We start from the raw sequence: 26292 nt of genomic DNA on the forward strand, positions 1-26292 counted from the left end.
GCATCTTTTTTATCAACGAATGAACTTTGAAGGCGGAGAGAAAAATTAAAACGTGGTATAATAGCAACAGTTTGTGTAATGTCGGATGTGGAATAATTGAATGAATATGGAGTGTGAAAAATGAGTATCTATCCAGACGACAGCTTTGCCTTGCATACAGATTTGTATGAAATTAATATGATGAAAACGTATTGGGACTCAGGAATAGATGACCGGAGATGTGTATTTGAAGTCTATTTCAGAAATAATCCTTTTGAAAATGGTTATGCCCTCTTCGTTGGATTGGAAAGAGTAATTAATTATTTAGATAATTTACACTTCACGCAAACAGATATTGATTATTTACGTGAAACTCAAGATTATCCTGAGGAATTTTTAGATTATTTAAAAAATTATCATTTTTCTGGAATTGTTCGATCAATGGTAGAAGGAGAAGTTTGTTTTGCCAATGAACCTTTGATGCAAATTGAAGGAACTTTAGCAGAATGTCAATTAATTGAAACAGCCATTTTGAACATTATTAATTTCCAAACGCTGATCGCAACTAAAGCTTCTCGTGTACGTTCTGTTTGTGGGCAAGATGGTTTGGCCGAATTTGGAGCACGCCGGGCCCAAGAAATGGATGCTTCGATCTGGGGAGCGAGAGCAAGCTATATTGGAGGGTTTGATTCGACCTCCAATGTTCGTGCAGGTAAGATTTTAGGCTTGCCTATTTCAGGAACGCATGCCCATTCGATGGCTCAATCTTATCAAAGTGATTATGAAGCCTTTAAGCACTATGCACAATCCCACAAAAATTGTGTGTTCTTGATTGATACTTATGATGCTTTAAATTCTGGACTTCCAAATGCTATTCGTGTCGCTGATGAAATGGGAGATAAGATTAATTTTATCGGGGTACGTATTGATTCAGGCGATATTACCTATTTATCTAAACGCGTACGTAAGATGTTAGATGAAGCTGGCTATCCAGAAGCGATTATTGTGGCTTCTAACGACCTAGATGAGAAGACAATTTTAAACCTTAAGATGCAAGGGGCAAAAGTAAATTCTTGGGGAGTAGGAACTAAGATTATTACAGCTTTTGATCAGGCAGCTTTAGGAGCAGTGTATAAACTCTGCATGATTGAAAATGATGAAGGCAAGCTTGTGCCAACTATGAAAGTTTCTGCTTCACCAGAAAAGACAACAACACCAGGTCGCAAACAAATTTGGCGGATTACGCGTCAAAGAGATGGTAAGTCAGAAGGAGATTATATTTCCCTTTATGAAGAAGAAATGGATAATTCAAAAGAATTATTTATGTTCCATCCGACTTATACTTATATCAATAAAACGATCTCTGATTATGATGCGCGACCATTACTTCAGACGATTTATCAAAAAGGCAAGCGGGTGTATGAGATTCCTTCTTTAGATGAAGTGAAAGCTTATGCCGAACATAGTTTAGGTGATTTATGGGATGAGTATAAACGTATCTTGAATCCAGAAGCATATCCGGTAGACCTTTCACAAGCTTTGTATGATTTAAAGATGGATTCTATTCATAAGATTCGTAAACGTGTTAAAGAAAATTTAAAAAGAAAGAATTAGGAAGAAAGGTTGGAAAAATGAGAGATAAACAAGCAGCGATTATTGATGAACTCAAGGTTCATTCCAAGATTGATAGTCAAGAAGAAATTCGACGGAGTATAGATTTTATTAAGTCCTATTTGAAAAAATACTCTTTTTTTAAAAGTTTAGTTTTGGGAATTTCGGGTGGGCAAGATTCTACCTTAACCGGTAAGCTTTGCCAGCTCGCTATGGAAGAATTACGTCAAGAAACTGGCGAGACGGCTTATCAATTTATTGCTGTATCTCTTCCTTATGGGAAACAAGCGGATATGGAAGACGTGAAAGACGCCTTATCCTTTATTCAGCCTGATCAAACTTTTGTGGTTAATATTCGCCCAGCTGTGGATGCTCAAATGCAAACGTTACGTGATCAGGGCGTAGAAATTTCTGATTTTAATAAAGGTAACATCAAAGCGCGGCAGAGAATGATTGTTCAGTATGCATTGGCAGGACAAAACGCTGGAGCAGTTGTAGGAACAGATCATGCGGCAGAAGCCGTTAGTGGCTTTTATACTAAGTTTGGAGATGGAGCAGCTGATATTGTGCCGATCTGGCGGTTAGATAAACGGCAAGGGAAGCAATTATTAAAGGCCTTAGCTTGTCCAGAACATTTGTATCTTAAGGTCCCTACTGCGGATTTAGAAGATGATCGCCCACAATTAGCTGATGAAGCGGCTTTGGGAGTGACTTATCAAGCGATTGATGATTACTTAGAAGGAAAAGAAGTCAGTGAAGGCGACACTGAAAAAATTGAAGCGTTATACGATCGCTCGATGCATAAACGGCATTTGCCGATAACTGTTTATGATAATTGGTGGAAAGATTAAGAGATTATAAAAAAATAACTTTATTTTCGAAAGAGACTGTACCGACCTCCAAAAGTTAGGCCAAAAATCTAACCTTTGGAGGTCGGTATTTTTATGTCAAAGTATAGTTATCAATTGAAGAAAGAAGTTGTTCAAGCTTACTTAGAAGGTAAAGGTGGCTGCGCATTCCTTGCTAAACAATATGGAATAAAAAGTAAAAGTCAAATTCGACGATGGATAAACAAACAAGAGAAAAGAAAGAGAAGAAAGGCAAACGCCCAATGGGGCAGATTCAGTAGATACGAGTACAGATCGGATTAAACAGTTGGAAGATGAATGATATTGGGCCAAGTTAGAGAATGCTTTTTTAAAAGAGTTGAGGAGGTTGCGTTTAGAGGAAGAACATCATACACAGCCTCCGAGGACAATTCAAACTGAAAGGTCTTCTCAAATATACAGGTATGCCAAAAGCCACTTTTATGTACTGGCAGAAAAGATTCAATCGAAAAAATCCAGATCAAGAAATTGAAACAAAAATCATAGAAATTCGTCAAGAAAATAGAGATTACGGCTATCGGCGTATGACCGCTGCGATGAAAAATCAAGGCTTTCTGATCAATAAGAAAAAAATTCAACGACTCATGCAAAAATTAAAGCTTCAAGTTACTTCATATACGAGAAAAAGTCGAAAATATAATTCCTATAAAGGTAAATATGGTCGAATAGCGCCTAATAGAATCCATCGTCGTACTTTTCATTCAGATCAGGGTTGGGCTTATCAGATGAAAAGTTATACAGATCGCTTAAAGGCAGAACGAATTTTCCAAAGTATGTCCAGGAAAGGCAACTGTCACGATAATTCAGTGATGGAAAACTTTTTGGGCTTACTAAAACGAGAAATTTATTATGGGGTTATCTATTACAGTTATGAAGAATTAAAATCCGCCATAGAGGAATATATCAAGTACTATAACGAAAAACGAATCAAAGAACGACTAGGATGGATGAGTCCTGTTCAATATCGAATCAGCTTTACGGCTGCATAGAAAAACGTAGCAGTCGATAAAACTACTACGTTTAAAAAAGTCTAACTTTTTGGGGTCACATTAGACCCTAAAAAGGGCTCTTTTTTGGTGTGCATTTTTAAAGAAATTTGAAAATAAGAAAAATCAAAAAAGAACATATGAGGGCGATTTCAATTGAGTTGAAGACATTCTTTGTTAGAAATTTTTTCTACGTTAAAGACTAAAAGCACTTGTTGCAAACTAAAGTGCCTAAAAAAACGCATGGTTCGAAAAAGAAAAGTAAGACAATATTTCCTTAAATGAAATTTAAAGTTTCCATGCAAAAATAATAAAAATAAAGCAGAAATAAGCAAATGTATAATTAATAACAAAAATGGGATTGAAGAATAAGTGCAAAAAAGAGAAAATAAATCAAAAGTTAGCAGACTAGCCTAAAAATAAAGAGAAGGATGAATTTGACAAATAAATTTCGCTCTTTTTTAATAAAGATGGTGGATCTGTTTCCTTAAAAATTTTTTGAATAGGAAAGGGGGATTAAAGAAAGACGAGATGGTTTAAATGTGACGTTCATATGGTAGAATAGGGATACTGAGTAAAGCGCTAGAAGATGGCGTTGATGAAGGGATTTTTCATATGTTAAAACTTTATAATACATTGACGAATCAAAAGGAAGTCTTTTATCCCAATTCGGATCATATCGTGAATATGTATGTGTGTGGACCAACTGTATATAATTATATTCATATAGGAAACGCTAGGAGTGTGGTAGCTTTTGATGTTATTAGACGTTTTCTCGAATATTGCGGCTATCAAGTGAATTTTGTTTCTAATTTTACAGATGTGGATGATAAAATTATTAAACGAGCGAATGAAGAAAGCTTGACTAGTCAAGAGGTAGCTGATAAATATATTTTAGCTTTTTATAAAGATATTGATCGCCTTCATGTGAAGCGAGCAACTGCTAATCCGAGAGTTATGGAAAATATGGAAGCCATTATTGCTTTTGTGAGTGATTTAGTGGATAAAGGGTATGCTTATGAAAGTGAAGGAGATGTGTATTATCGGACACGCCAATTTTCAACGTATGGGCAACTTAGCGATCAATCTATTGATGATTTAAGGACTGGCGCAAGTGAGCGGTTGAATGATAGTGAGCAGACTAAGAAAGAAGATAGTTTAGATTTTGCCTTATGGAAGAAAGCTAAAGCTGGAGAACCTGCTTGGAAGTCTCCTTGGGGGATGGGGCGCCCGGGATGGCATATTGAATGTTCTGTTATGGCTACTAAGTATTTGGGCGATCAATTAGATATTCATGGTGGGGGAGCAGATCTTATCTTCCCTCATCACGAAAATGAAATTGCTCAATCTGAAGCGAAAACAGGAAAGAAGTTTGCAAATTATTGGCTTCATAACGGCTTTGTAACTATGGGAGATAAAGGCGAAAAAATGAGTAAATCGTTAGGGAATTTTGTTCTAGTTCATGATTTATTAGAACAAGAGGAACCTCAAGTTGTTCGCTTTTTCTTATCCAGTGCGCATTACCGTGCCCCACTTAAATTTAGTGAGAAAAATATCGATGAAGCCCGTCGTAATGTGAGTCGATTATTGAATTTGGACCATAATTTCAAACATCGTTTGCAGTTGGCTGTTGATCATTTAGAAGATGACCAATCTTTGTTGGATCAATTGAACCAATTTGATCACCATTTCATTCAAGCCATGGAAGATGATTTTAATGTTCCGAATGCTTTGACAGTGATTTATGAATTTATGAAGTTCAGTAATATATATCTAGAAAGAGACCATGTTTCTCAGAAGGTTTTGAAGAATTATCGTCAGCAGTTTAAGACATGGTTAGAGATTATAGGCTTGTCATTTAACGAGGAAGAGTTATTGGATGACGACATTCAAAATTTGATTGAAGAACGGAATCAAGCGCGCCAAGCCAAAGACTATGCAAAAAGTGACGAAATTCGTGATCGCCTAAAGGCCCAAGGGATTATCTTAGAAGACACGGCACAAGGAACGCGATGGAAAAGGAATGGAAGTTTTGACAAAAATGAAGAATAATCAATTAAGTGGGCTAACACTCGCTTATTTAGGGGATGCCGCTTGGGAAATAGCCGTACGCCGTTATCTAATTGAGTCAGGATTAAGAAGGCCCAATGATCTTCATCAAGCAGCCACCCATTTTGTGAGCGCTTATGGACAAGCACAATTGGCAGGCGCTTTAATTGAAGAAGGATTTTTTACAGAAACAGAATTGACTATCTTTAAGCGCGGAAGAAATAGTCAAAGCCACAGTTCTGCTAAGCATACCGATATTCATACCTATCGTGTAGCTACGGGATTTGAAGCGGTATGCGGCTATCTGTTCTTAGAAAATCTTGAACGATTTGAAGAGCTGTGCACTAAAGGTATTGATTATTTGAAAGAGGTTCATCATGCAAAGCAAGACTAATCAAACAGAATTTGTGTTGGGCTTTCACGCTGCTAAAGAAGTGTTAGAAGCTAAGCAAGTTGTTTACCAAGCGTACTTGCAAAAGGGATTAACATCTAAGCGGATGCAGAACTTCATTGAGCAGTTGAATCGAGCGAGAATCCCGATAAGTGAGCAAAGCAAAAAAGAGCTAGATCACTATGCGATGGGGATGAACCACCAAGGTGTTATTCTGGAGGTAGAACCTTATGTTTATCAAAGTGTAGATTTTATCTTAAATAAGGCTAAGGAAAAGCAAGAAGATCCTTTTTTAATCATTTTGAATAATATTGAGGATCCTCATAATTTAGGTTCTATACTTCGGACAGCTGATGCGAGCGGCGTTCATGGTGTTATTATTCCTAAACATCGCTCGGCTTCTGTGACTGCTTCTGTTTTAAAGACTTCCACAGGCGCTGCCTACCATGTCCCTATTGCTCGTGTAACCAATCTTACGCAGACTATCGATGATCTAAAGAAAAAGGGAGTATGGGTGTTTGGAACGGATATGAAGGGACAGTCTTTATGGGAAATGGATGCTACTTTGCCATTAGCGATTGTGATAGGAAATGAAGGGAAAGGCCTTTCTCGGCGAGTGAAGCAGCATTTGGATGGCATGTTGACGATTCCTATGCGGGGACATGTTCAAAGTTTAAATGCCAGTGTGGCTGCTGCTTTAATGATGTATGAAGTTTACCATAGGCGCTCCCTTTAGTCTGTAAAAAATCCCTAGAAGAGAAAGGAGGGAACATGGCATGAAAGAGGTATTACTAGTAGATGGCTACAATATGATTGGCGCTTGGCCGGACCTCTCGCAATTAAAAGAAAGTAATCAAATGGAAGAAGCGAGAGATCGCCTCTTACAAAGATTATCTAATTATTCAGCTTATCAAGGATTAATTACTTGGGTGATTTTTGATGCGATGTTTGTTCCTGGACTATCTAAATCTTATCAAAAGTATCGTTTGAAAGTTGTTTTTACAGCGGAGGGACAGACAGCAGATTCTTATATTGAAGCTATGATTGATAAGCATACAGATCTACTAACTCAAGTAACCGTTGCGACAAGTGATTTAGCTGAACAGCGCTTAGTTTTTCAAAAAGGAGCTGTTCGTAAATCTGCGATGGAGTTACTTGGAGATGTTGAAAAAACAGAAAAACTTATTCGTTACGGGGAAAAAACGTTTGATAGGGGAACACAAGTATCCTATCAGAGACATAATCCGTGGAATTATCATCAAATTCAGGCGCTGAGATGTTTGTTGCATGATTTAGAAAAACATTAATAAGCAGGTGAGGCTAGTGATGAATAACTTTAAAGAGTATGATCATATAGAAGATAGAGAGTTAATGATTGCTTTTTTTGAAAATAATGACCAGATAGCTTTTGAAGCTTTACTACATCGTTATCAGCCAACTATTTATTATTTTTTTAACAAGTATCGTTTTTGGATTGAAGATTTTCAGGAATATTTTCAATTGGCGTCGCTATGTTTTTTTCAAGTCATAGTGGAGAAATATAAAAAACAGGAGGAATATAGTTTAAAAGCTGCTTTAGGTAAGCGGATTGAGAGCAGGCTTATTGATATGAAAAGACAGCAAGGGAGAATGAAAAGAATCCCTAAAGATAAGGTTGTCTATTATGAAGGAATGGTGGATGAGGATACAGGAACGAATATTTTCTTTAATTCTATGCCTCAATCTACCTACCCTACGCCAGAATCTGCGCTCTTTGTTAAGGAAAAATACAAAGCTTATCTGATGAGACTTTCCCCTTTAGAAAAACAAGTCTTGGAAAAATATATTCAGAAAAAAACAGATCAAGAGATTGCTGAAGAATTGTCAACTTCCAGTGATGTGGTAAAAAGGGCGTACTATCGACTTTGTCACAAATGGCATAAACATGATTAATAGGAGCTTAGTGAACGATGATTATTCAGTTGAATCTAAATAAAAAGGGTCTCTTTTCGATGAAAGGCGATAAGGGGCCTTTCTCTTAGCGTTTGACTAAAGATGAATTTGACAAGGCTGATGAAAGTCGGTACTATTAAATACGATGGAAGGCAAAGGAGATGTGTTCATGGCATCAAAGAAAATGATTTTAGCTTGTTCGCAGTGCGGATCACGAAATTATACGGTCAAAACGAATAATACGCAGCGAACAGAACGTTTGGAAGTAAAAAAGTATTGTCGATTTTGTAATGCACACACCTTGCATAAAGAAACCAAATAAAAGGAGAAGGTAAACTTTATGATTAAAGCATTTAAAGAATTAAAAAAAGTTACTTGGCCGACAGCGAGTGAATTAAGAAGAGATTCTGTGGTTGTTATTTTTACGATTATTATTACTGCTATTTTTCTAGGGGTAACAGATGAATTAGTAAATCTCGCTTTCAACTGGTTTATTCGTCTATAATTGATAGCCGTTCATTGAAAGATGAGTCGGCTAAAGGCACTTAAAATAATACTTGTACTTACTGATAGATATGGTACAATGAGGGCAGAAAGCAGGACCTTTCGTCAAGCGGAAGGTTTTTTAATTTGGAAAGGAGAAATTATGGTTACTGAAGTCGAGCCGCAAAAACAATGGTATGTATTACATACTTATTCTGGATACGAAAATAAAGTCAAAGAAAATTTGGAGAGTCGGATTACTTCTATGGATATGGAAGAATTCATTTTTCGCGTCATTGTTCCAGAAGAAGAAAGATTACAAAAGGCCAAAAATGGAGAAGATAAAATTGTTAAGGTTAACAATTTCCCAGGATATGTATTTGTAGAAATGATTATGAGCGATGAGGCTTGGTTTGTTGTTCGGAACACGCCAAATGTTACAGGCTTCTTAGGGTCACACGGTCAAGGATCTAAACCTGTTCCTCTTTTACCTGATGAAGTTCATCGTCTCCTCTTATCTCAAGGAATTTCTGCTCCTAAACGGGATATTAATTTTGAAGTGGGCGAGTATGTCGAAGTTATCGATGGCGCATTTTTAGGTTTAGAAGGACGAGTAGAAGAAGTAGATGACGAACACGGTAAATTGAAATTAGTCATTGAAATGTTTGGTCGTGAAACTGTCGCAGAAGTTGATTTTGATCAAGTAGATAAACAAAACGTGTAAATTTTTTCTATTAGAAGAAGAGATTCATTCGATTGAATTCGTCTGATGAAAAAATTGATCGGTAAGTTGTAAAATGAAGTGCATAAAGAAAAGGGCGACAAAAAACCAGTGAGGCTCTATACTTAAAAGCGTCTAAACCCAAGTAAAGAAGCACTCACCGGCTATGAAACATTCTAACACGATATGCACACCTTTCTGCAGAAAAACGCAGAATCATCCAAGCAATGCACCATGAAGGACATAAACAGAAAGAGATTGCTGTCGCCATCGGAGTTAATCAAAGTCCCATATCGCGTGAATTAAAACGCGTCAAATGACCTACGATCATCAATATGTTGATGTCTATCTAGCAGAGACTGGCGCGCGTGTTTATAAAGAAAATCGGTCAAATTCAAAGGCAAAAGGTGCTTTGTTCGGAAAGTCTACTTTCATAAAAGCTTTTGAAGAAGCTTTACTGACGCATAAAAAAGATCGTGTCTTCAGTGTTGATACTTTCACTCATAAGTACCGTAGAGAGCATCCTTTAGAAAGTGTCCCTTGCCCCAAAACGATGTATAAATATATCAACCTTGGGATATTAAGAGTGAAAAATATTGATCTTCCTATGAAACCACGGATTCGCCCAAGAAAGCAATCAAGTGAACCACGAGGAATGGATAAAAAGTTATTCGGAAAAAGTATTGATCAACGATGCCCAGCCACTCTTTCCAGAGAAGAATTTGGTCATTGGGAGCTTGATCTTGTGATAGGAAAGAAGACTAAGGGGGAGCCTTGTATTATTTATTACTCTAGTTGAACGGAAAACGCGAAAACTTCTCACCAAGAAGACTTGGAAGTGGGATGCCGCTTCAATTGTAAAGTCCGTAAAAAAGATGATTCTCAAAGAGGACCAAGAGTATTTTAAAACCTTAACGACCGATAACGAAAGTGAATTTTCTAATCTGTCACAACTTGAAAACGGACTAAAAGATATAGAAGTCTTTTTCACTCACGCTTATTCTGCTTGGGAAAAAGGAACTAACGAAAGGTATAATCGCATGTTAAGAGAATTCTTGCCTAAAGGGACCAGCTTAAAAAAAATCTGATATACCAAGAGTTGGCACACTACACGAATACTATAAACAATCGCTTCAGAAAGATCTTAGATTATCAAACGCCCAATGACTGTTACATCATGGAAGTTGCGAAACTTCAGGATACCCTTAGAGAAGTAGGTTAAAGTGCTTAACCAAGTTTAGAGATTCAGGGTGGGCCAGTCAAGGTCCGCTACGCTTTCCCCTTGAATCTCTAAATAGTAATCAAGCGCTTTAAGCTTGAGAAAATGGGCCAAGAATGATTGATTTTATCAGCCTTTTAGCTATTTTGCATGAAACTGAAATTTTTGAATTTAAATATGCATTTGATATTGCAATTTACCGAAAAAATAATTCAATCAATAAACGAGAAAAAAACTTGCTAATTTATAAAAAGTGTGGTTAAATAAGTTGTTGTGCATGCAATGTTTTTAGAATAAATGAGGCATGTACAAGTGTAGTTAGCTCTCTGTTAAAGAGAAAAGACTACATGTGGGAGGAGAAATCTGTCAACTCCACTAAACCACAACACGGACAATAACTAAGGAGGAATGTTTCGTGGCTAAAAAAGTAGACTCAGTCGTAAAATTACAAATTCCTGCTGGTCAAGCAAGTCCAGCTCCACCAGTTGGTCCTGCGCTAGGTCAAGCAGGTATCAATATTATGGGATTCTGTAAGGAATTTAACGCAAAAACACAAGATCAACAAGGTTATATTATTCCTGTTGTGATCACAGTTTATGAAGATCGTTCATTTACTTTTGTGACCAAAACTCCACCAGCTGCTGATTTATTAAAGAAAGCTGCTAAAGTGGCTAAGGGTTCTGGTGAACCTAACAAAACAAAAGTTGCGACCATTACAAGTGATCAAGTACGTGAAATTGCAGAAACTAAAATGCAAGACCTTAACGCAGCTGACATTGAAGCTGCTATGCGTTTGATTGAAGGTACTGCACGTTCAATGGGTATCGTTGTTGAAGGATAATTCGACTCTCTAGATATCCAAATCTAAAAGATTCTGAACGCTACAAGTATCCCAACAAAGGCCACAGTACGTTTGTTGTATTGTGAGTGGGAGGACTATCCGTTAAAACCACATAGGAGGAATAATTAAATGGCAAAACAATCCAAAAATTTAAAAGCAGCATATGAAAAGATCGATCGTTCTAAAGCTTACTCTGCTAAAGAAGCGATTGACTTATTAAAAGAAGTAGACTTCACTAAATTCGATGGTTCTGTTGAAGTATCTTATCGATTAGGAATTGAAGTTAAGAAAAATGATCAACAAATTCGTGGGGCAATGGTTTTACCAAAAGGTACTGGTAAGACACAAACAGTTTTAGTGTTTGCACAAGGCGAAAAAGCTCAAGAAGCACGTGACGCAGGGGCTGATTTTGTTGGAGACGACGATTTAGTTGCTAAAATCAACGGCGGCTGGATGGAATTTGACGTCGTTGTGGCTACCCCAGATATGATGGGGAAAATTGGTCGTTTAGGACGCGTCCTTGGGCCAAAAGGCTTAATGCCAAACCCTAAGACTGGTACTGTTACCCAAGATGTAACAAAAGCTGTTAAAGATATTAAATCTGGTCAAATTGAATACCGTGCAGATAGCACTGGAAATTTACATGCACCAATTGGTAAAGTTTCTTTCAGTACAGAAGATTTATTAGAAAACTTCCGTGCTTTACATGAAACAGTTCTTCGTGAAAAACCAGCTGCTTCCAAAGGCCGCTACATTAAGAACTTAGTAGTAAGCTCAACCATGGGCCCTGGTGTTAAAGTAGACCCTGCTTCTATCGAAGTTGAATAATTTAATTTGTAAAGGAATACCTAGCTGAAGAAAAATCTGAGGCTAGGTATTAAAAAAAGCTTGACAGCGATAAATAGATCCTGTATTCTAATAAATGTTGGTATTTATATCAAATCGAACCGAAGACAGCTAGTGAGCAAAATCTTAATTTCTAGCCGAGGGAGATCATGAGCTAGTAATAGCAGTAAACATTTTCTCTGTGTCTTTTGGGGACATGGAGTTTTTTATTTATAAAAAACTCTGAGTAATTTGTTGGAGGTGAAATTGAGTGAGTGAACAAGCTATTGCTAAAAAGCAAGAAGAAGTCAACGCAATTATTGAAAAAATTCAAAATTCAAAGTCTATCGTTGTAGTTGATTACTTAGGACTTACTGTTGATGAAGTAACAGATTTACGCAAACAATTACGTGATGAAAAAGTTCAATTGAAAGTTATCAAGAATACAATGATGCGTCGTGCTTTGGATCAATTAGAAGTTGATTATCATAAAGAAGTTTTCCAAGGCCCTACAGCAGTTGCTTTCAGTGAAGAAGATGCTGTTGCCCCTGCTCGTATTTTAGCTAAATTTGCTAAAACAGCAGAAGCTTTGGAATTAAAAGGCGGCGTGATTGACGGTACCGTCATGACTAAGGAAGAAATTAAGAAGATTGCTTCCTTACCAAATCGCGAAGGCTTACTATCCATGTTACTTTCTGTCTTACAAGCACCTGTCCGCAATGTGGCTTATGCTGTTAAGGCAGTTCAAGAACAACGTGAAGAAGCTGCAGAATAATTTAAGTAACTTTTTGATCCCTCTTATGAGGAGCATCTAAACGATTAATAATAAAAAACGGAGGAATTTAAAGATGGCTTTAAATATTGAAGACATTGTTGCAAGCTTAAAAGATGCAACTGTATTAGAATTAGCTGACTTAGTTTCAGCAATCGAAGAAGAATTTGGTGTTAGTGCTGCTGCTCCAGTTGCTGTTGCAGGTGCAGGTGCAGGTGAAGCTGCTGCTGAAGAAAAAACAGAATTTGATGTTGAATTAGTAGAAGCAGGTTCAGGTAAGATCAAAGTAATCAAGGCTGTTCGTGAAGCTACAGGTTTAGGCTTGAAAGAAGCTAAAGACTTAGTAGATGGCGCTCCTACAGTTATTAAAGAAGGTCTTCCTAAAGAAGAAGCAGAAGCTCTTAAAGCTGCTATTGAAGAAGCTGGCGGAAAAGCTGAACTTAAATAGTTTTTCAAGCCTAAAAAAACAGACAAGGCTCTATGCCTTGTCTGTTTTTTCTTATTTATTTAAAAGTAGACGTGCGTAGAAAAACAAAGGAGTGATTAGATGGCTCACCAATATTTTGAAGATAACACGATGTTATCTCATCAGTGTCAAGAGTGGGAAACAGTAGTGAATGAAACTGGCTATCGATTTAAAACGGATAGTGGTGTATTTTCGCGGCAACGCCTTGATTTTGGAACACGTGTCTTACTGGAAACAGTTATTCAAGCTGAGTTTCATCCCAAAAAGATTTTAGACTTAGGATGTGGTTATGGACCAGTTGGAACAGTCATGGGGACAGAATATCCTGAAGCAACTTTGCATATGGTAGATGTCAGTGAGCGTGCAATGGAGTTGGCTAGATACAATGTAAGTGCTAATCAGGTGGCACATGCGAAAATCTATTCTTCAAATATTTATCAAGAGGTAAAAGCGAAAGATTTTGACTTGATTTTGACAAATCCTCCTATACGTGCAGGAAAAGAAGTTGTTCATACTTTTATTAGTGGAGCGTATTTACATTTGGCAATGGGCGGACGCTTAGTTTTAGTTATTCAAAAGAAACAAGGCGCTCCCAGTGCACGAAAAAAACTGTTGGAAGTCTTTGGCAATGTGGAAGAATTAGAACGCAAAAAAGGCTATTGGATTTTGTGCGCTCAAAAGAATGAAAGCTGATCATGCTTGTTTTAAAAATTTTATGATTTTAGAAATTCTGATTTCCTTAGGGAAAGTCAGAATTTTTCTTTTAAAGGAATCTATTAATGCTAATACTCACATACTAGGATCTAAAAAAGGCGCTTGCTAGAGAAAAATTTTTATAAAGGGTTGATTTTTAATTAAAACGTTATTATACTTATTATGTGAATTTTGCCACTAAAGGCAAACAGCAAAAATGAAAGGCTGTTATTGTAGCTAGAGAATTTTCATCATTTGTCTGCCTCTTTTTATAAGGGAAGGATCTGGAAAAACGTGTGTGAAAGACTTGAACCAGAAGGATGATTTTATCCAATCACAAGCAAGAACATATTTTCTACGGTTATTGACGAGATTGAGGATGAATTACTTACAAAGATTAGACAAAATTCGCAATAAAACTCCTTAGACGCGTTTTTAATTAGTCAGACGCGTCTTTTTTTATTTATTTTGGACTTGCTTAAAAGTTATTTATGGAGATAATTAAAAGAAATGGAGAATGAGGAGGCTAGCTATATGCAAGCGATGATTACGGTAGTTGGAAAAGATAGAGTAGGAATTTTGGCTAAAGTCAGCCAAGAATGCGCAAATGCTAATGTAAATATTGTAGATGTTGCTCAGACCGTCATGAGCGGATATTTCACGATGTCAATGTTAGTCAATATTGATGAGATGAAAATGGCTTTTGATAGTTTTCGAAAAGAGCTGGAAACTGTACTTCCCGATATGCGTGTTGCTGTGATGCATGAAGATATTTTTCGCTCAATGCACCGAATTTAGGAGGACACTATGCTTGAATTAGAAAATATTGTAGAAACTGTCAACATGATTGAGGAAGAACATTTAGATGTTCGGACGATTACTATGGGAATTTCTTTGATGGATTGTATGGACAGTGATATTGAAAAATCATGTCAAAAAATTTATCAAAAGATTACGCAAAAGGCGGCTCGCCTAGTTGAGGTTGCGGATGAGTTGGCAAAGACTTATGGAATTCCCATTATTAATAAACGAATTTCGGTGACACCTATTTCTCAATTATTAGCGGCTTCAGGAGGAGATCCTGTTAGGTATGCTAAAACTTTGGATGAAGCTTGCAAAACGATTGGTATTGACTTAGTAGGAGGATATACGGCTTTAGTTCATAAAGGTTTTTCGAAGGGCGATCGCGAATTAATTGCTTCTATTCCTCAAGCTCTAAAAGAAACTGATCGGGTATGTTCATCCGTAAATATTGGTTCTACACGCGCAGGAATTAATATGGATGCAGTAGCACTCATGGGGCGTATTATTCGAGAATGTGCGGAATTAACTCAAGACAAGGAATGTGTAGGGGCTACCAAATTAGTCGTTTTCTGTAATGCGGTAGAAGATAATCCTTTTATGGCGGGAGCCTTCCATGGTGCAGGTGAAGCAGACTGCGTGATTAATGTAGGAGTCTCTGGACCTGGCGTGGTTCGATCAGCACTAGCCAAACTATCTGCCCGAGCTCCTATAGATCAAGTGTGTGAAACCATTAAGCAGACAGCTTTTAAAGTTACACGGATGGGACAATTAGTAGGACGTGAAGCGTCCAAACGCCTAGAGGTGCCGTTTGGAATTGTCGACTTATCTTTAGCTCCAACGCCAGCTATTGGAGATTCTGTGGGACGAATTCTTGAAGAGATTGGCTTAGAAACAGTGGGTGGACACGGGACAGTTGCAACACTAGCTTTATTGAATGATGCGGTAAAAAAAGGCGGTATTATGGCCGCAGAACGTGTGGGCGGTTTGTCGGGGGCCTTTATTCCAGTATCTGAAGATGAAGGGATGATTGCTGGGGCGGAATCGGGTGTATTAGATTTACCTACCTTAACGGCTATGACCGCTGTTTGCTCGGTGGGATTGGATATGATCGCTGTTCCAGGAGACACGACAGCTGAAGTTTTATCTGCTATTATTGCGGATGAAGCAGCTATTGGGATGATTAATTGTAAAACGACAGCTGTTCGTTTGATTCCGGCTATAGGTAAGAAATCTGGAGAAAAATTAGAATGGGGAGGATTATTTGGTTCTTCACCTATTATGCCTCTCAAAACCAGCCGACCTGATCAGTTTATTCATCGGGGAGGTCATATTCCAGCCCCGCTTCAAAGCTTAAAAAATTAGAGTAAAAATTTTTAATCGGCAAGAAAGGTTAGTTGAATACGTTCCTTTGAACGATTATGAAACCATCTATTTTTGAATGTTAATATAGATGGTTTTTCTTTGGAGAGGAAATTGTAAATAAACTAAAAAAGAGTTGACAAAAAATAAAAAGAAAGATATCATGGAAAATGAACTGATTATTAAATGGAGATCTTGCGAAATATTGTCCGTGAGGTCAGAGTATTAAAACAAAAGAATTTAGCGCGGCCTGAATCTTTTGTCTTTTTTTTGTCTTCAAAAGGGTATTAAAAGATTATCTTAATAATTTCTTAATATTTTAGCGTTTAATATCGGTGGGAATCATTTCTTGATGGAATTTATAGGAGAGGTGGCTACTCATTCATGACAGGACATAATGTTCAATATGGAAAACATCGCGTGCGTCGTAGCTATTCACGCATTAATGAAGTGCTTGAGTTACCTAATTTGATTGAGATTCAAACAAAATCTTATCAGTGGTTACTCGAAAAAGGTATCGGGGAAATGTTTAAAGATATTTCACCGATTGAGGATCATAGTGGGAAACTCGCATTGGAATTTGTGGATTATGTTTTCCAAGACCCTAAATATGATGTGAGTGAATCACGTCAGCAGGATACCAACTTTGCAGCTCCTATGTATGTGAAGTTGCGATTGATTAATAATGAAACGGGTGAAATTAAAGATCAGGAAGTATTCTTCGGAGACTTCCCATTGATGACGGCAAGCGGAACCTTCATTATTAATGGATCTGAACGGGTTATTGTTTCTCAATTGGTTCGTTCACCTGGGGTTTACTACAATGATAAAGTAGATAAGAATGGGAAGACTTCCTATGGAGCAACGGTCATTCCTAACCGAGGGGCTTGGTTAGAAATGGAAACAGATGCGAAAGATGTTTCCTATGTAAGAATTGATAGAACCCGTAAAATTTTAATGACGGTGTTGATGCGGGCTTTAGGATTTGGATCCGATGATCAAATTCGGGAATTATTTGGCGATAGCGAAACACTTAATCTCACCTTAGAAAAAGATATTCATAAAAACTTATCAGATTCTCGGACAGAAGAAGCTTTGAAAGATATTTATGAACGCTTACGTCCTGGAGAACCTAAAACTGCAGATTCTTCAAGAAATCTTTTAAATACTCGTTTCTTTGATCCACGTCGTTATGATTTAGCTGCTGTTGGACGTTATAAGATTAATAAGAAATTAGATTTGAAAATTCGCTTATTAAACCAAGTGTTAGCAGAATCTTTGGTGGATGCAGAGACTGGTGAAATCGTTGTAGAAGCTGGAACGAAGTTAACGCGTGATGTGATAGAAGAAATTGGTGAAAAATTAGATAATGGATTGGGAACTGTTACCATCTATCCCAATAGTGATGCGGTTGTCACAGATCCAGTAGATATTCAAATTATTAAAGTGTACTCACCAAAAGATCCAGAGCGTATCATTCATGTGATCGGAAATGCTAACCAAAAATCAGATAACAAATCTTTGATGGTTGCAGATATGATTGCTGCTTTGAATTATTTCTTAAATCTTTATGAAGGCATGGGTTCTGTTGATGATATCGACCACTTGGGTAACCGTCGTATTCGTTCTGTGGGTGAATTATTACAAAATCAATTGCGAATCGGTTTATCTCGGATGGAACGTGTGGTTCGTGAAAGAATGTCTATTCAGGATATCGATACCGTAACTCCTCAACAATTAGTGAATATTCGTCCAGTAGTTGCGGCTGTTCGCGAATTCTTTGGGTCCTCACAACTGTCTCAATTCATGGACCAGTCCAATCCACTTTCTGAGTTAACGCATAAGCGCCGGTTATCTGCTTTAGGACCTGGTGGTTTGACCCGGGATCGCGCAGGGTATGAAGTACGTGACGTTCACTACTCTCATTATGGCCGTATGTGTCCAATCGAAACGCCTGAAGGGCCAAACATTGGGTTGATTAACTCTTTAGCAACTTTTGCCAAGATTAATTCTTTTGGCTTTATTGAAACCCCATATCGGCGTGTTGATTGGAAGACCCATAAAGTTACAGATCGCATTGACTATTTAACTGCGGATGAAGAAGACCGCTATGTTATCGCTCAAGGGAATACCCCTTTGAATGAAGATGGTTCCTTTGCTACAGATACCATCATGGCTCGGAAAATCGAGGAAAATATTGAAGTACGTCCAGATGAAGTAGACTATATGGACGTTTCGCCAAAACAGGTTGTTTCTGTAGCGTCAGCATGTATTCCATTCTTGGAAAATGATGACTCCAACCGTGCTTTGATGGGGGCCAACATGCAACGTCAAGCGGTGCCATTGCTTAATCCACATGCCCCACTTGTGGGAACTGGTATGGAATATAAAGCGGCTCACGATTCAGGAGCTGCTGTTACTTGCGATCGTGCAGGAGTCGTGGAATATGTAGATGCTCGTGAAGTACGCGTACGTACGGAAGATGGAGCTCTTGATAAATATCCGTTAGTGAAGTTCCAACGTTCCAATGCGTCTACTTGTTATAATCAAACACCATTAGCTAAAAAGGGAGACCATGTGGATAAAGGAGAAATCCTTGCTAATGGTCCATCTATGGAAGGTGGAGAATTAGCACTTGGTCAAAACCCAATTATCGCCTTTATGACATGGGATGGTTATAACTACGAAGATGCGGTTGTTTTATCTGAACGTTTAGTGAAAGATGATGTGTATACTTCTATTCATATTGATGAATTAGAATCTGAAGCCCGCGATACCAAATTAGGACCTGAAGAAATTACGCGCGAGATTCCAAATGTCGGGGAAGATGCCTTAAAGAATTTGGATGAACGTGGGATTATTCGTATCGGTGCAGAAGTACATGATGGCGATATTCTAGTTGGTAAAGTAACGCCTAAAGGGGTTACGGAATTAAGCCCTGAAGAATATTTGTTACATGCTATCTTTGGAGAAAAAGCACGTGAAGTTCGGGATACTTCTCTCCGTGTGCCTCACGGCGGCGGCGGAATCGTGAATGACGTCAAAGTCTTCCATAGAGAAGCTGGAGATGAATTAAAACCTGGCGTTTCAATGATGGTTCGTGTGTACATTATTCAAAAACGTAAGATTCAAGTAGGGGACAAGATGGCTGGTCGTCACGGTAACAAAGGGGTTGTATCCATTGTTATGCCAGAAGAAGATATGCCATTCTTACCAGATGGAACTCCTGTTGATATTTGCTTGAACCCATTAGGGGTGCCTTCACGTATGAACATCGGGCAAGTGCTTGAATTACACCTTGGGATGGCTGCTCGAAGCTTAGGTATTCACGTAGCGACACCAGTATTTGACGGGGCTCAAGATCAAGATATTTGGAAGACTGTTAAAGAAGCTGGAATGTCTGCGGATGCCAAGACGATTTTATACGATGGACGTACAGGAGAACCTTTCGATAACCGAGTTTCTGTGGGTGTCATGTATTACTTAAAACTTTCTCACATGGTTGATGATAAATTACATGCACGTTCTATAGGACCTTATTCTTTAGTCACACAACAACCTCTAGGTGGGAAAGCACAATTTGGTGGACAAAGATTTGGTGAAATGGAAGTTTGGGCTCTAGAAGCTTATGGAGCTGCCTATACTTTACAAGAAATTTTGACCTACAAGTCTGATGATGTTGTAGGACGGGTAGAATGTTATGAAGCTATTGTAAAGGGACAACCTATTCCTAAGCCAAGTGTTCCAGAATCCTTCCGAGTATTGGTAAAAGAATTACAATCTTTAGGATTAGATATTCAAGTCCTTGATGAAAATGATGAGCCAATTGATTTACGAGATAAAGGATTACCAAACGCAGCTTTGCAACACATTGTAGCTGAAGAAGTTGAAAAATCTGATGAAAAATTAGATGAAACGCAAGAATCAACAACAGATAATGAAGAAGTAACAGAAGACACAATTGATACTGAAGTTGAGTAAAAATTTGAAAATCTAGTAAAGAGCTATAAAGTGCAATAGGTTTTACAGATGCTTATTTGCCTGAATGTGAAGAATAAGGGAGGTTGACCCCTTGGTCGATGTAAATAAATTTGAAAGTATAAAAATTGGTCTAGCTTCACCTGATCGCGTACGCTCTTGGTCGTATGGGGAAGTCAAAAAACCAGAGACGATTAATTACCGGACGCTTAAACCTGAAAAAGATGGTTTGTTCTGTGAACGTATTTTCGGCCCAACAAAAGATTATGAATGTACCTGTGGGAAATATAAACGCGTTCGTTATGCGGGTGTTGTGTGTGATCGGTGTGGTGTAGAAGTAACCAAAGCCATCGTACGTCGGGAACGTATGGGGCATATTGAACTGGCGTCACCCGTTACCCACATTTGGTATTTCAAAGGAATTCCAAGTCGAGTGGGCTTGATTTTGGATATGAGTCCACGTTCTTTGGAAGAAGTTATTTATTTTGCTTCTTATGTTGTTACCGATGCTGGTGATACAGCCTTAGAAGAAAAGCAACTTCTAACAGAACGTGAATATCGTGATTACAAGAAAGAATATGGGAATCGTTTCCAAGCTTCTATTGGGGCAGAAGCGATCAAAGAACTGCTCATGAAAGTGGATTTGGAAACAGAATGCGCAGAACTTAAAGAAGAATTACGGACCGCTAAAGGACAAAAACGGACGCGTGCTATTCGTCGGTTAGACATTATGGATGCTTTCCGTAAGTCTGGTAACCGCCCAGAATGGATGGTTCTAGATGTTATCCCTGTTATCCCACCTGAGTTACGCCCAATGGTTCAATTGGATGGTGGTCGGTTCGCAACGAGTGATTTGAACGATTTATATCGTCGTGTGATTAATCGAAATAACAGATTAAAGCGGTTATTAGATTTAAATGCGCCTGTGATTATTGTTCAAAATGAAAAACGGATGCTTCAAGAAGCAGTGGATGCTTTAATTGACAATGGACGTCGTGGCCGTCCAGTAGCAGGTCCAGGAAATCGTCCTCTTAAATCTCTTTCTCATATGTTGAAAGGGAAACAAGGACGTTTCCGTCAAAACTTATTAGGAAAACGTGTTGACTACTCTGGGCGTTCCGTTATTGCCATTGGACCACATTTGAATTTCTATCAATGTGGTTTGCCTAAAGAAATGGCATTGGAATTATTTAAACCATTTTTAACACGGGAATTGGTATCACGGGAAATTGCAACGAATGCTAAACATGCTAAACGTTTAATTGATCGCAATGATGATCAAGTTTGGGAACCTTTAGCAGATATCATGCGTGAGCATCCTGTTCTCTTGAACCGCGCTCCTACCTTACACCGGTTAGGGATCCAAGCTTTCGAACCTGTTTTGGTAGAAGGAAAAGCTATGCGTTTACATCCATTAGCGTGTGAAGCTTATAATGCGGACTTCGATGGAGACCAAATGGCGATTCACTTACCATTAGGTGAAGAAGCTCAAGCAGAAGCTCGAATTTTAATGTTAGCCGCTTCCCATATTTTGAATCCTAAAGACGGCCAACCAGTTGTTACCCCATCTCAAGATATGGTGTTAGGGAACTATTATTTAACCCAAGAAGAAAATGGAGCAAATGGAGAAGGTATGGTCATTTCTTCTCCTAGTGAAGCCCACATTGCTTATGAAAATGGTGCGGTTCAATTACATACGAGAATTGTGATTAGTCCTCATCACTTTACAAAATTCAAGTGGACAGAAAAACAAAAGGATCAATTGTTAGTAACCTCTATTGGAAAGTTATTCTTTAATGAAATTATGCCGGATAACTTCCCGTTCATTAATGAACCAACGAAGGAAAACTTACACAAACAAACAGATGATCGTTTCTTTGTTGATCCTGGAAAAGATTATCGGGCCTTTATGGATCAACTTGAACTTACAAAACCGTTCAAGAAAGGTTACTTAGAAGATATCATTGCGGCAATTTTTGAGAAGTTGAAAGTTACAGAAACGTCTCAATTTCTTGACCGTTTGAAGAGCTTAGGTTATTATTTCTCAACCAAGTCAGGGATCACAGTAGGGATCTCAGATATTACGGTCTTAGATACTAAAGATAGTTGGGTAGAAAAAGGTCATAAACAAGTTGAAAATATTACCAAACAATATCGTCGTGGGTTAATCACAGATGATGAACGGTATGATGAAGTTATTAAGACATGGAATGCTGTTAAAGATAAAATTGAAGGCGAATTAACTCACAGTTTGTCTGCCGACAACCCATTCTTTATCATGATGGACTCTGGAGCTCGTGGTAATATTTCTAACTTTACGCAATTAGCTGGGATGCGTGGCTTGATGGCTGGTCCGAGTGGGAAGATTATCGAACTCCCTGTTACTTCGAACTTCCGTGAAGGGTTATCCGTTCAAGAAATGTTTATCTCGACTCACGGGGCACGTAAAGGGATGACCGATACGGCTTTGAAGACTGCCGACTCAGGTTACCTTACTCGTCGGTTAGTAGATGTCGCTCAAGATGTTATTATCCGTGAAACAGATTGCGGAACAGATAGAGGGTTGGAAATTTCTGCCATTAAAGAAGGCAAAGAAATGATTGAAGACCTCGCAGAACGTTTAACCGGTCGTTACATTCAAAAGACCGTTTATAATCCGAAGACGGGAGAAGTCTTAGCCCATCATAATCAATTAATAACCCCAGAAAAGGCCCAACAAATTCAAGAAGCAGGGGTAACTTCTGTAACGATTCGCTCGGCATTTACTTGTCGGACACGTCATGGCGTATGTAAATGTTGCTACGGGTCAGATCTAGCAACTAATGGAGAAGTAGAAGTAGGGGAAGCAGTTGGTATTGTGGCTGCTCAATCGATTGGCGAACCTGGTACTCAATTGACAATGCGTACTTTCCATACCGGTGGGGTTGCCGGGGATGATATCACCCAAGGGCTTCCTCGTGTTCAAGAAATTGTTGAAGCTCGTCATCCTAAAGGACAAGCGGTTATTACAGAAGTTACAGGTGAAGTTGTTTCCGTTCATTCTGAAGAAGAAACACGAACCAAGACGGTAACTGTGAAAGGACAAACGGACGAAAGAGAATACAAGGTGCCATTTACTTCTCGTATGAAAGTGGCAGAAGGCGACTTTGTATATAGAGGACAACAATTGACAGAAGGGTCTATCGATCCAAAAGAACTTTTACGTATAACCAATTCGTTGACTGTGTTAACCTATATGTTGGCTGAAATTCAACGGGTTTACCGCCAACAAGGGGTAGACATTAATGATAAGCACGTGGAAGTGTTACTCCGTCAAATGATGCGTAAAGTTCGTGTCCTAGACCCTGGGGCAAGTGACCTCTTGCCAGGAAACTTGATGGATATTGGTGATTTTGAAGATGCTAATGCTGAAATCATTAGGACAGGTCAACAACCAGCAACTTGTCAACCCGTACTCTTAGGGATTACAAAAGCTGCTCTTGAAACGAAGAGCTTCTTATCAGCAGCTTCCTTCCAAGAAACCACCAAGGTATTGACAGATGCAGCGATTAGCGGTAAGAAAGACCAATTACTTGGTTTGAAGGAAAATGTTATTATCGGTAAGATTATTCCTGCCGGTACAGGAGTTCCACGTTATCGGAAGATGGAACCAGATAAGTTAACACCATCGAAAGTCACAGAAATTCCAATGGATATGGATTTAGATTTTGAAAGTGATTTAGGATCAGGACATCATCTTCAAACTGTTTCTGCACCAATCCAATCAGACTATCATGGTATGCCTTAACAAGTTAAATTAAAAAGCACAATATGTTGTGCTTGAAGAGAAGAAAAGCTCTAGACATTGATTTATCTAGAGCTTTTTATTTATAATAGCAATGCAACTTTTTAGAAGTTATGTTGATTAAAGGAGAGTCATTATGCAAAAAATTGTGGAATGGAAAAAAGAAGCGCTTAATCGTGCTATTCAATTATTCCCTCAAGTCAGTCCAATCACTGATGAGATGACTAAGACTTTTGATAGAATTAGCCGGATGGTTATGTTAGACCGGTATTCTTTTAAAGATACGATGAAAGAAACTTTGGAAATTGGGGATTTAGTCAACTGTTCGATCTGATCCACAGTATCCCAGACGCGGTGTCGGTGTTGTTCAAGCAATAGAAGAAGCATTTTATTATGAAGAATCGAGCCAACACTTTGTTCCAGCAGGCCATGCTTTGTATGGTGCAGGTTCTGGTACAGAAGTGACTTATTTCAATTGCTATGTGATGCCTTTTGTGCCAGATTCACGTGGAGGGATTGCAGACCATCGTAAAGAAGTGACGGAAATTATGTCAAGAGGTGGAGGAGTTGGGACTAATGGCTCTACCTTACGTCCACGACATGCTTTAGTTCGGGGAGTCAACGGCAAATCTTCTGGAGCTGTTTCTTGGCTAGATGACATTGCTCAATTAACGCATTTAGTTGAACAAAGCGGTAGTCGACGTGGCGCTCAAATGATTATGTTGCTCAAATGATTATGTTGGCAGATTGGCATCCTGATATTTTAGAGTTCATTATTTCAAAGATGCAAAATCCTCGCATTTTACAATTTATCAAAGAGAAATCCACAAATGACTACATTAAACAATTAGTAGAAGAAAAACTTAAATTTGTTTTTTCTACGCCAAGTCAAATAGAGATGTACCAAGCAACTGTTGAGTTGAGAGAGTTATCTCCGAATAAGGTATCCGACCAAGCTTACCAAGAGGCCAAAGAATTTTTGAATTTGGGAGGACATTATGAAGTGAATAGCCCTGATTTCTTAACAGGGGCTAATATCTCAGTGGCTATCTCCAATGATTTTATGAAAGCCGTTAAAAATAATCGCTCTTGGAATTTACGATTTCCAGCTGTTGAAGAATATGACGCTGAAGAAATGAAAGCCTATGATGAAGAATGGGCTAAAATTGGAGATGTTAGAGAATGGAAAAAGATGGGTCATGCAGTAACGACTTATCGGACCATTCCTGCCCGTGAGTTGTGGCAATTGATTAATATTTGTGCAACTTATGCAGCAGAGCCCGGTATTTTCTTTATTGATCGTGCTAATGATGCTACTAATGCGGTTGCTTATGGACAAAAAAGTAGTTGCTACTAACCCATGTGGGGAACAACCTTTTGCCCCTTATTCCGTATGTAATCTCGGGGCTATTAATCTTGCTCAAATGGCGAATAAGAAAGAACATACCGTGAATTTTGAGAGATTGAAACAGACTGTCCGGACCGCTATTCGTATGTAAGATAATGTCATTGATTCTACGCCTTACTTCTTAGAAGCAAATAAAAAGCAAGCAATAGGAGAACGTCGAATTGGATTAGGCGTGATGGGACTAGCGGACTTATTGATTTATTGCGAAAAAAGGTATGGTTCGCCTGAAGGCAATCAATTAATTGATCAGGTATTCCAAACGATTGTTATTACTGCTTATGAAGTTCCCATTGAATTAGCGAAGGAAAGAGGATCATTTCCTTTCTTAGTAGGAAAAACAGAGAAAGAAACCCAAGCGTTAAGAGAAGCTTTTATTCAATCTGGATTCATGAAAAAAATGCTGGAAAACATTCGTCAAGACATTTTGAAGTATGGCATTCGCAATTCTCATCTTTTAACTGTCGAACCAACAGGATCAACAGGGACTATGATGAATGTGTCTACTGGCTTAGAACCTTATTTTGCCTTTAAGTACTATCGAACAGGACGTTTAGGTAAATTTATCGAAGTCAATGCAGATATCGTTCAAGAATATTTACAAGAGCATCTGGAGTGTGATAGCGATCATCTTCCTGATTTCTTTGTTTCTGCTATGGAATTAACGCCAAATGAACATGTAACAGTTCAAACAACGATTCAACGGTGGATCGATTCCTCTATTTCTAAGACAGTGAACGCGCCTAAGGGTTATACTGTCAATCAAGTGGCAGAAGTATACGAAAAGTTGTATCAAGGTGGCGCTAAAGGCGGGACCGCCTATGTTGATGGCTCTCGTGATACGCAAGTGTTGACATTAGGAACTGAAGAATCTGATCAAGAAGAAATTTTAGAAGAGAACACAGAAGAAGTAATTTAGGAGATACCTGTCCTCTTTGTCGAAAAGGAATAGTGGAAGAAATTGGTGGTTGCCATACATGTTCTAATTGTTTGGCACAGTTGCAATGCGGTCTTTAAGAAATAACAAGTCGATCAAAATGGAATGATTGCGTCTGCTGATCGGCGTCAAGGGATTGTCCTTACAAGGGCAATCCTTTTTTGTAAAGA

Annotated in this window: 20 protein-coding genes, 3 pseudogenes and 1 other annotated feature; all 23 genes and pseudogenes read left to right on the forward strand. The window is 38.4% G+C overall.

Annotation, left to right across the window (positions count from 1 at the left end):
- Positions 1 to 120 precede the first annotated feature (120 nt).
- The 23 genes and pseudogenes from AWM71_RS03995 (at position 121) to AWM71_RS04105 (ending at position 26202) form a co-directional block, all read left to right on the forward strand.
- Complete coding sequence (locus tag AWM71_RS03995; RefSeq protein ID WP_060776761.1) at positions 121 to 1593, forward strand: nicotinate phosphoribosyltransferase; 1473 nt, start codon at positions 121 to 123, stop codon at positions 1591 to 1593.
- 17 nt (positions 1594 to 1610) lie between these two features.
- Positions 1611 to 2441, forward strand: coding sequence for an ammonia-dependent NAD(+) synthetase (nadE, locus tag AWM71_RS04000; protein ID WP_060776762.1), 831 nt, complete (start codon positions 1611 to 1613; stop codon positions 2439 to 2441).
- 93 nt (positions 2442 to 2534) lie between these two features.
- The gene (locus tag AWM71_RS08115) at positions 2535 to 2741 is read left to right on the forward strand and encodes a helix-turn-helix domain-containing protein (protein ID WP_060776763.1); all 207 of its coding nucleotides are present in this window, start codon (positions 2535 to 2537) and stop codon (positions 2739 to 2741) included.
- A 74-nt stretch (positions 2742 to 2815) separates the two neighbouring features.
- Positions 2816 to 3466, forward strand: a pseudogene (locus AWM71_RS08120) (IS3 family transposase); the annotation flags it as partial.
- Positions 3467 to 4078: 612 nt separating this feature from the next.
- Positions 4079 to 5515: a cysteine--tRNA ligase gene (cysS, locus tag AWM71_RS04015; protein WP_060776765.1), complete on the forward strand. Its 1437-nt coding sequence runs from the start codon at positions 4079 to 4081 to the stop codon at positions 5513 to 5515.
- Entirely contained in the window at positions 5505 to 5906 is a 402-nt protein-coding gene (locus tag AWM71_RS04020; RefSeq protein ID WP_060777455.1) for a Mini-ribonuclease 3, read from the forward strand. The genes cysS and AWM71_RS04020 overlap by 11 nt, the downstream gene beginning before the upstream one ends.
- Positions 5890 to 6639, forward strand: coding sequence for a 23S rRNA (guanosine(2251)-2'-O)-methyltransferase RlmB (rlmB, locus tag AWM71_RS04025; protein WP_060776766.1), 750 nt, complete (start codon positions 5890 to 5892; stop codon positions 6637 to 6639). Before AWM71_RS04020 ends, rlmB begins: the two co-directional genes overlap by 17 nt.
- A gap of 40 nt (positions 6640 to 6679) precedes the next feature.
- Entirely contained in the window at positions 6680 to 7210 is a 531-nt protein-coding gene (locus AWM71_RS04030; protein ID WP_060776767.1) for an NYN domain-containing protein, read from the forward strand.
- A gap of 19 nt (positions 7211 to 7229) precedes the next feature.
- Complete coding sequence (locus tag AWM71_RS04035) at positions 7230 to 7835, forward strand: hypothetical protein (RefSeq protein ID WP_060776768.1); 606 nt, start codon at positions 7230 to 7232, stop codon at positions 7833 to 7835.
- A gap of 169 nt (positions 7836 to 8004) precedes the next feature.
- Positions 8005 to 8157 carry a 50S ribosomal protein L33 gene (gene rpmG, locus AWM71_RS04040; protein ID WP_060776769.1) on the forward strand — a complete coding sequence of 51 codons (153 nt, stop codon included), beginning with the start codon at positions 8005 to 8007 and terminating at the stop codon, positions 8155 to 8157.
- A gap of 18 nt (positions 8158 to 8175) precedes the next feature.
- The gene (gene secE / locus AWM71_RS04045) at positions 8176 to 8340 is read left to right on the forward strand and encodes a preprotein translocase subunit SecE (protein WP_060776770.1); all 165 of its coding nucleotides are present in this window, start codon (positions 8176 to 8178) and stop codon (positions 8338 to 8340) included.
- Positions 8341 to 8481: 141 nt separating this feature from the next.
- Complete coding sequence (gene nusG / locus AWM71_RS04050; RefSeq protein WP_060777456.1) at positions 8482 to 9042, forward strand: transcription termination/antitermination protein NusG; 561 nt, start codon at positions 8482 to 8484, stop codon at positions 9040 to 9042.
- Positions 9043 to 9205: 163 nt separating this feature from the next.
- Positions 9206 to 10261, forward strand: a pseudogene (locus AWM71_RS08720) (IS30 family transposase).
- A gap of 412 nt (positions 10262 to 10673) precedes the next feature.
- Entirely contained in the window at positions 10674 to 11099 is a 426-nt protein-coding gene (gene rplK / locus AWM71_RS04060; RefSeq protein WP_060776771.1) for a 50S ribosomal protein L11, read from the forward strand.
- 129 nt (positions 11100 to 11228) lie between these two features.
- Positions 11229 to 11927 (forward strand): 50S ribosomal protein L1, encoded by a 699-nt coding sequence (rplA, locus tag AWM71_RS04065; RefSeq protein ID WP_060776772.1) that lies wholly within the window; start codon positions 11229 to 11231, stop codon positions 11925 to 11927.
- A 101-nt stretch (positions 11928 to 12028) separates the two neighbouring features.
- Positions 12029 to 12163: a sequence feature (ribosomal protein L10 leader region), on the forward strand.
- A gap of 32 nt (positions 12164 to 12195) precedes the next feature.
- Positions 12196 to 12699, forward strand: a complete 504-nt coding sequence (gene rplJ / locus AWM71_RS04070) for a 50S ribosomal protein L10 (protein WP_060776773.1) — start codon at positions 12196 to 12198, stop codon at positions 12697 to 12699.
- 73 nt (positions 12700 to 12772) lie between these two features.
- The gene (gene rplL / locus AWM71_RS04075) at positions 12773 to 13144 is read left to right on the forward strand and encodes a 50S ribosomal protein L7/L12 (protein ID WP_060776774.1); all 372 of its coding nucleotides are present in this window, start codon (positions 12773 to 12775) and stop codon (positions 13142 to 13144) included.
- A 99-nt stretch (positions 13145 to 13243) separates the two neighbouring features.
- Positions 13244 to 13855, forward strand: coding sequence for a class I SAM-dependent methyltransferase (locus tag AWM71_RS04080; protein WP_060776775.1), 612 nt, complete (start codon positions 13244 to 13246; stop codon positions 13853 to 13855).
- A 534-nt stretch (positions 13856 to 14389) separates the two neighbouring features.
- The gene (locus AWM71_RS04085; protein ID WP_060776776.1) at positions 14390 to 14653 is read left to right on the forward strand and encodes an ACT domain-containing protein; all 264 of its coding nucleotides are present in this window, start codon (positions 14390 to 14392) and stop codon (positions 14651 to 14653) included.
- A gap of 9 nt (positions 14654 to 14662) precedes the next feature.
- Positions 14663 to 16021, forward strand: a complete 1359-nt coding sequence (locus tag AWM71_RS04090) for a PFL family protein (protein WP_060776777.1) — start codon at positions 14663 to 14665, stop codon at positions 16019 to 16021.
- Positions 16022 to 16402: 381 nt separating this feature from the next.
- A complete protein-coding gene (gene rpoB / locus AWM71_RS04095) occupies positions 16403 to 19999 on the forward strand; it encodes a DNA-directed RNA polymerase subunit beta (protein WP_060776778.1) in 3597 nt (1198 codons plus the stop codon).
- Between the two features lie 91 nt (positions 20000 to 20090).
- A complete protein-coding gene (gene rpoC, locus AWM71_RS04100) occupies positions 20091 to 23783 on the forward strand; it encodes a DNA-directed RNA polymerase subunit beta' (protein ID WP_082632679.1) in 3693 nt (1230 codons plus the stop codon).
- A gap of 133 nt (positions 23784 to 23916) precedes the next feature.
- Positions 23917 to 26202 (forward strand): annotated as a pseudogene (locus AWM71_RS04105) (vitamin B12-dependent ribonucleotide reductase).
- The last annotated feature ends 90 nt before the right edge of the window (positions 26203 to 26292 follow it).

Source organism: Aerococcus christensenii (assembly GCF_001543105.1).
Lineage (GTDB): Bacteria > Bacillota > Bacilli > Lactobacillales > Aerococcaceae > Aerococcus > Aerococcus christensenii.

What these genes read in the sequence shown, in the direction of transcription:
- rpoB (WP_060776778.1), top strand. Translation starts at nt 16,403, where the DNA reads ATGACAGGACATAATGTTCAATATGGAAAACATCGCGTGCGTCGTAGC.
- rplA (WP_060776772.1), top strand. Translation starts at nt 11,229, where the DNA reads ATGGCAAAACAATCCAAAAATTTAAAAGCAGCATATGAAAAGATCGAT.
- rlmB (WP_060776766.1), top strand. Translation starts at nt 5,890, where the DNA reads ATGCAAAGCAAGACTAATCAAACAGAATTTGTGTTGGGCTTTCACGCT.
- AWM71_RS04085 (WP_060776776.1), top strand. Translation starts at nt 14,390, where the DNA reads ATGCAAGCGATGATTACGGTAGTTGGAAAAGATAGAGTAGGAATTTTG.
- nadE (WP_060776762.1), top strand. Translation starts at nt 1,611, where the DNA reads ATGAGAGATAAACAAGCAGCGATTATTGATGAACTCAAGGTTCATTCC.
- AWM71_RS03995 (WP_060776761.1), top strand. Translation starts at nt 121, where the DNA reads ATGAGTATCTATCCAGACGACAGCTTTGCCTTGCATACAGATTTGTAT.
- AWM71_RS08115 (WP_060776763.1), top strand. Translation starts at nt 2,535, where the DNA reads ATGTCAAAGTATAGTTATCAATTGAAGAAAGAAGTTGTTCAAGCTTAC.
- nusG (WP_060777456.1), top strand. Translation starts at nt 8,482, where the DNA reads ATGGTTACTGAAGTCGAGCCGCAAAAACAATGGTATGTATTACATACT.
- AWM71_RS04035 (WP_060776768.1), top strand. Translation starts at nt 7,230, where the DNA reads ATGAATAACTTTAAAGAGTATGATCATATAGAAGATAGAGAGTTAATG.
- AWM71_RS04090 (WP_060776777.1), top strand. Translation starts at nt 14,663, where the DNA reads ATGCTTGAATTAGAAAATATTGTAGAAACTGTCAACATGATTGAGGAA.
- AWM71_RS04080 (WP_060776775.1), top strand. Translation starts at nt 13,244, where the DNA reads ATGGCTCACCAATATTTTGAAGATAACACGATGTTATCTCATCAGTGT.
- cysS (WP_060776765.1), top strand. Translation starts at nt 4,079, where the DNA reads ATGTTAAAACTTTATAATACATTGACGAATCAAAAGGAAGTCTTTTAT.
- rplL (WP_060776774.1), top strand. Translation starts at nt 12,773, where the DNA reads ATGGCTTTAAATATTGAAGACATTGTTGCAAGCTTAAAAGATGCAACT.
- rpmG (WP_060776769.1), top strand. Translation starts at nt 8,005, where the DNA reads ATGGCATCAAAGAAAATGATTTTAGCTTGTTCGCAGTGCGGATCACGA.
- AWM71_RS04030 (WP_060776767.1), top strand. Translation starts at nt 6,680, where the DNA reads ATGAAAGAGGTATTACTAGTAGATGGCTACAATATGATTGGCGCTTGG.
- AWM71_RS04020 (WP_060777455.1), top strand. Translation starts at nt 5,505, where the DNA reads ATGAAGAATAATCAATTAAGTGGGCTAACACTCGCTTATTTAGGGGAT.
- secE (WP_060776770.1), top strand. Translation starts at nt 8,176, where the DNA reads ATGATTAAAGCATTTAAAGAATTAAAAAAAGTTACTTGGCCGACAGCG.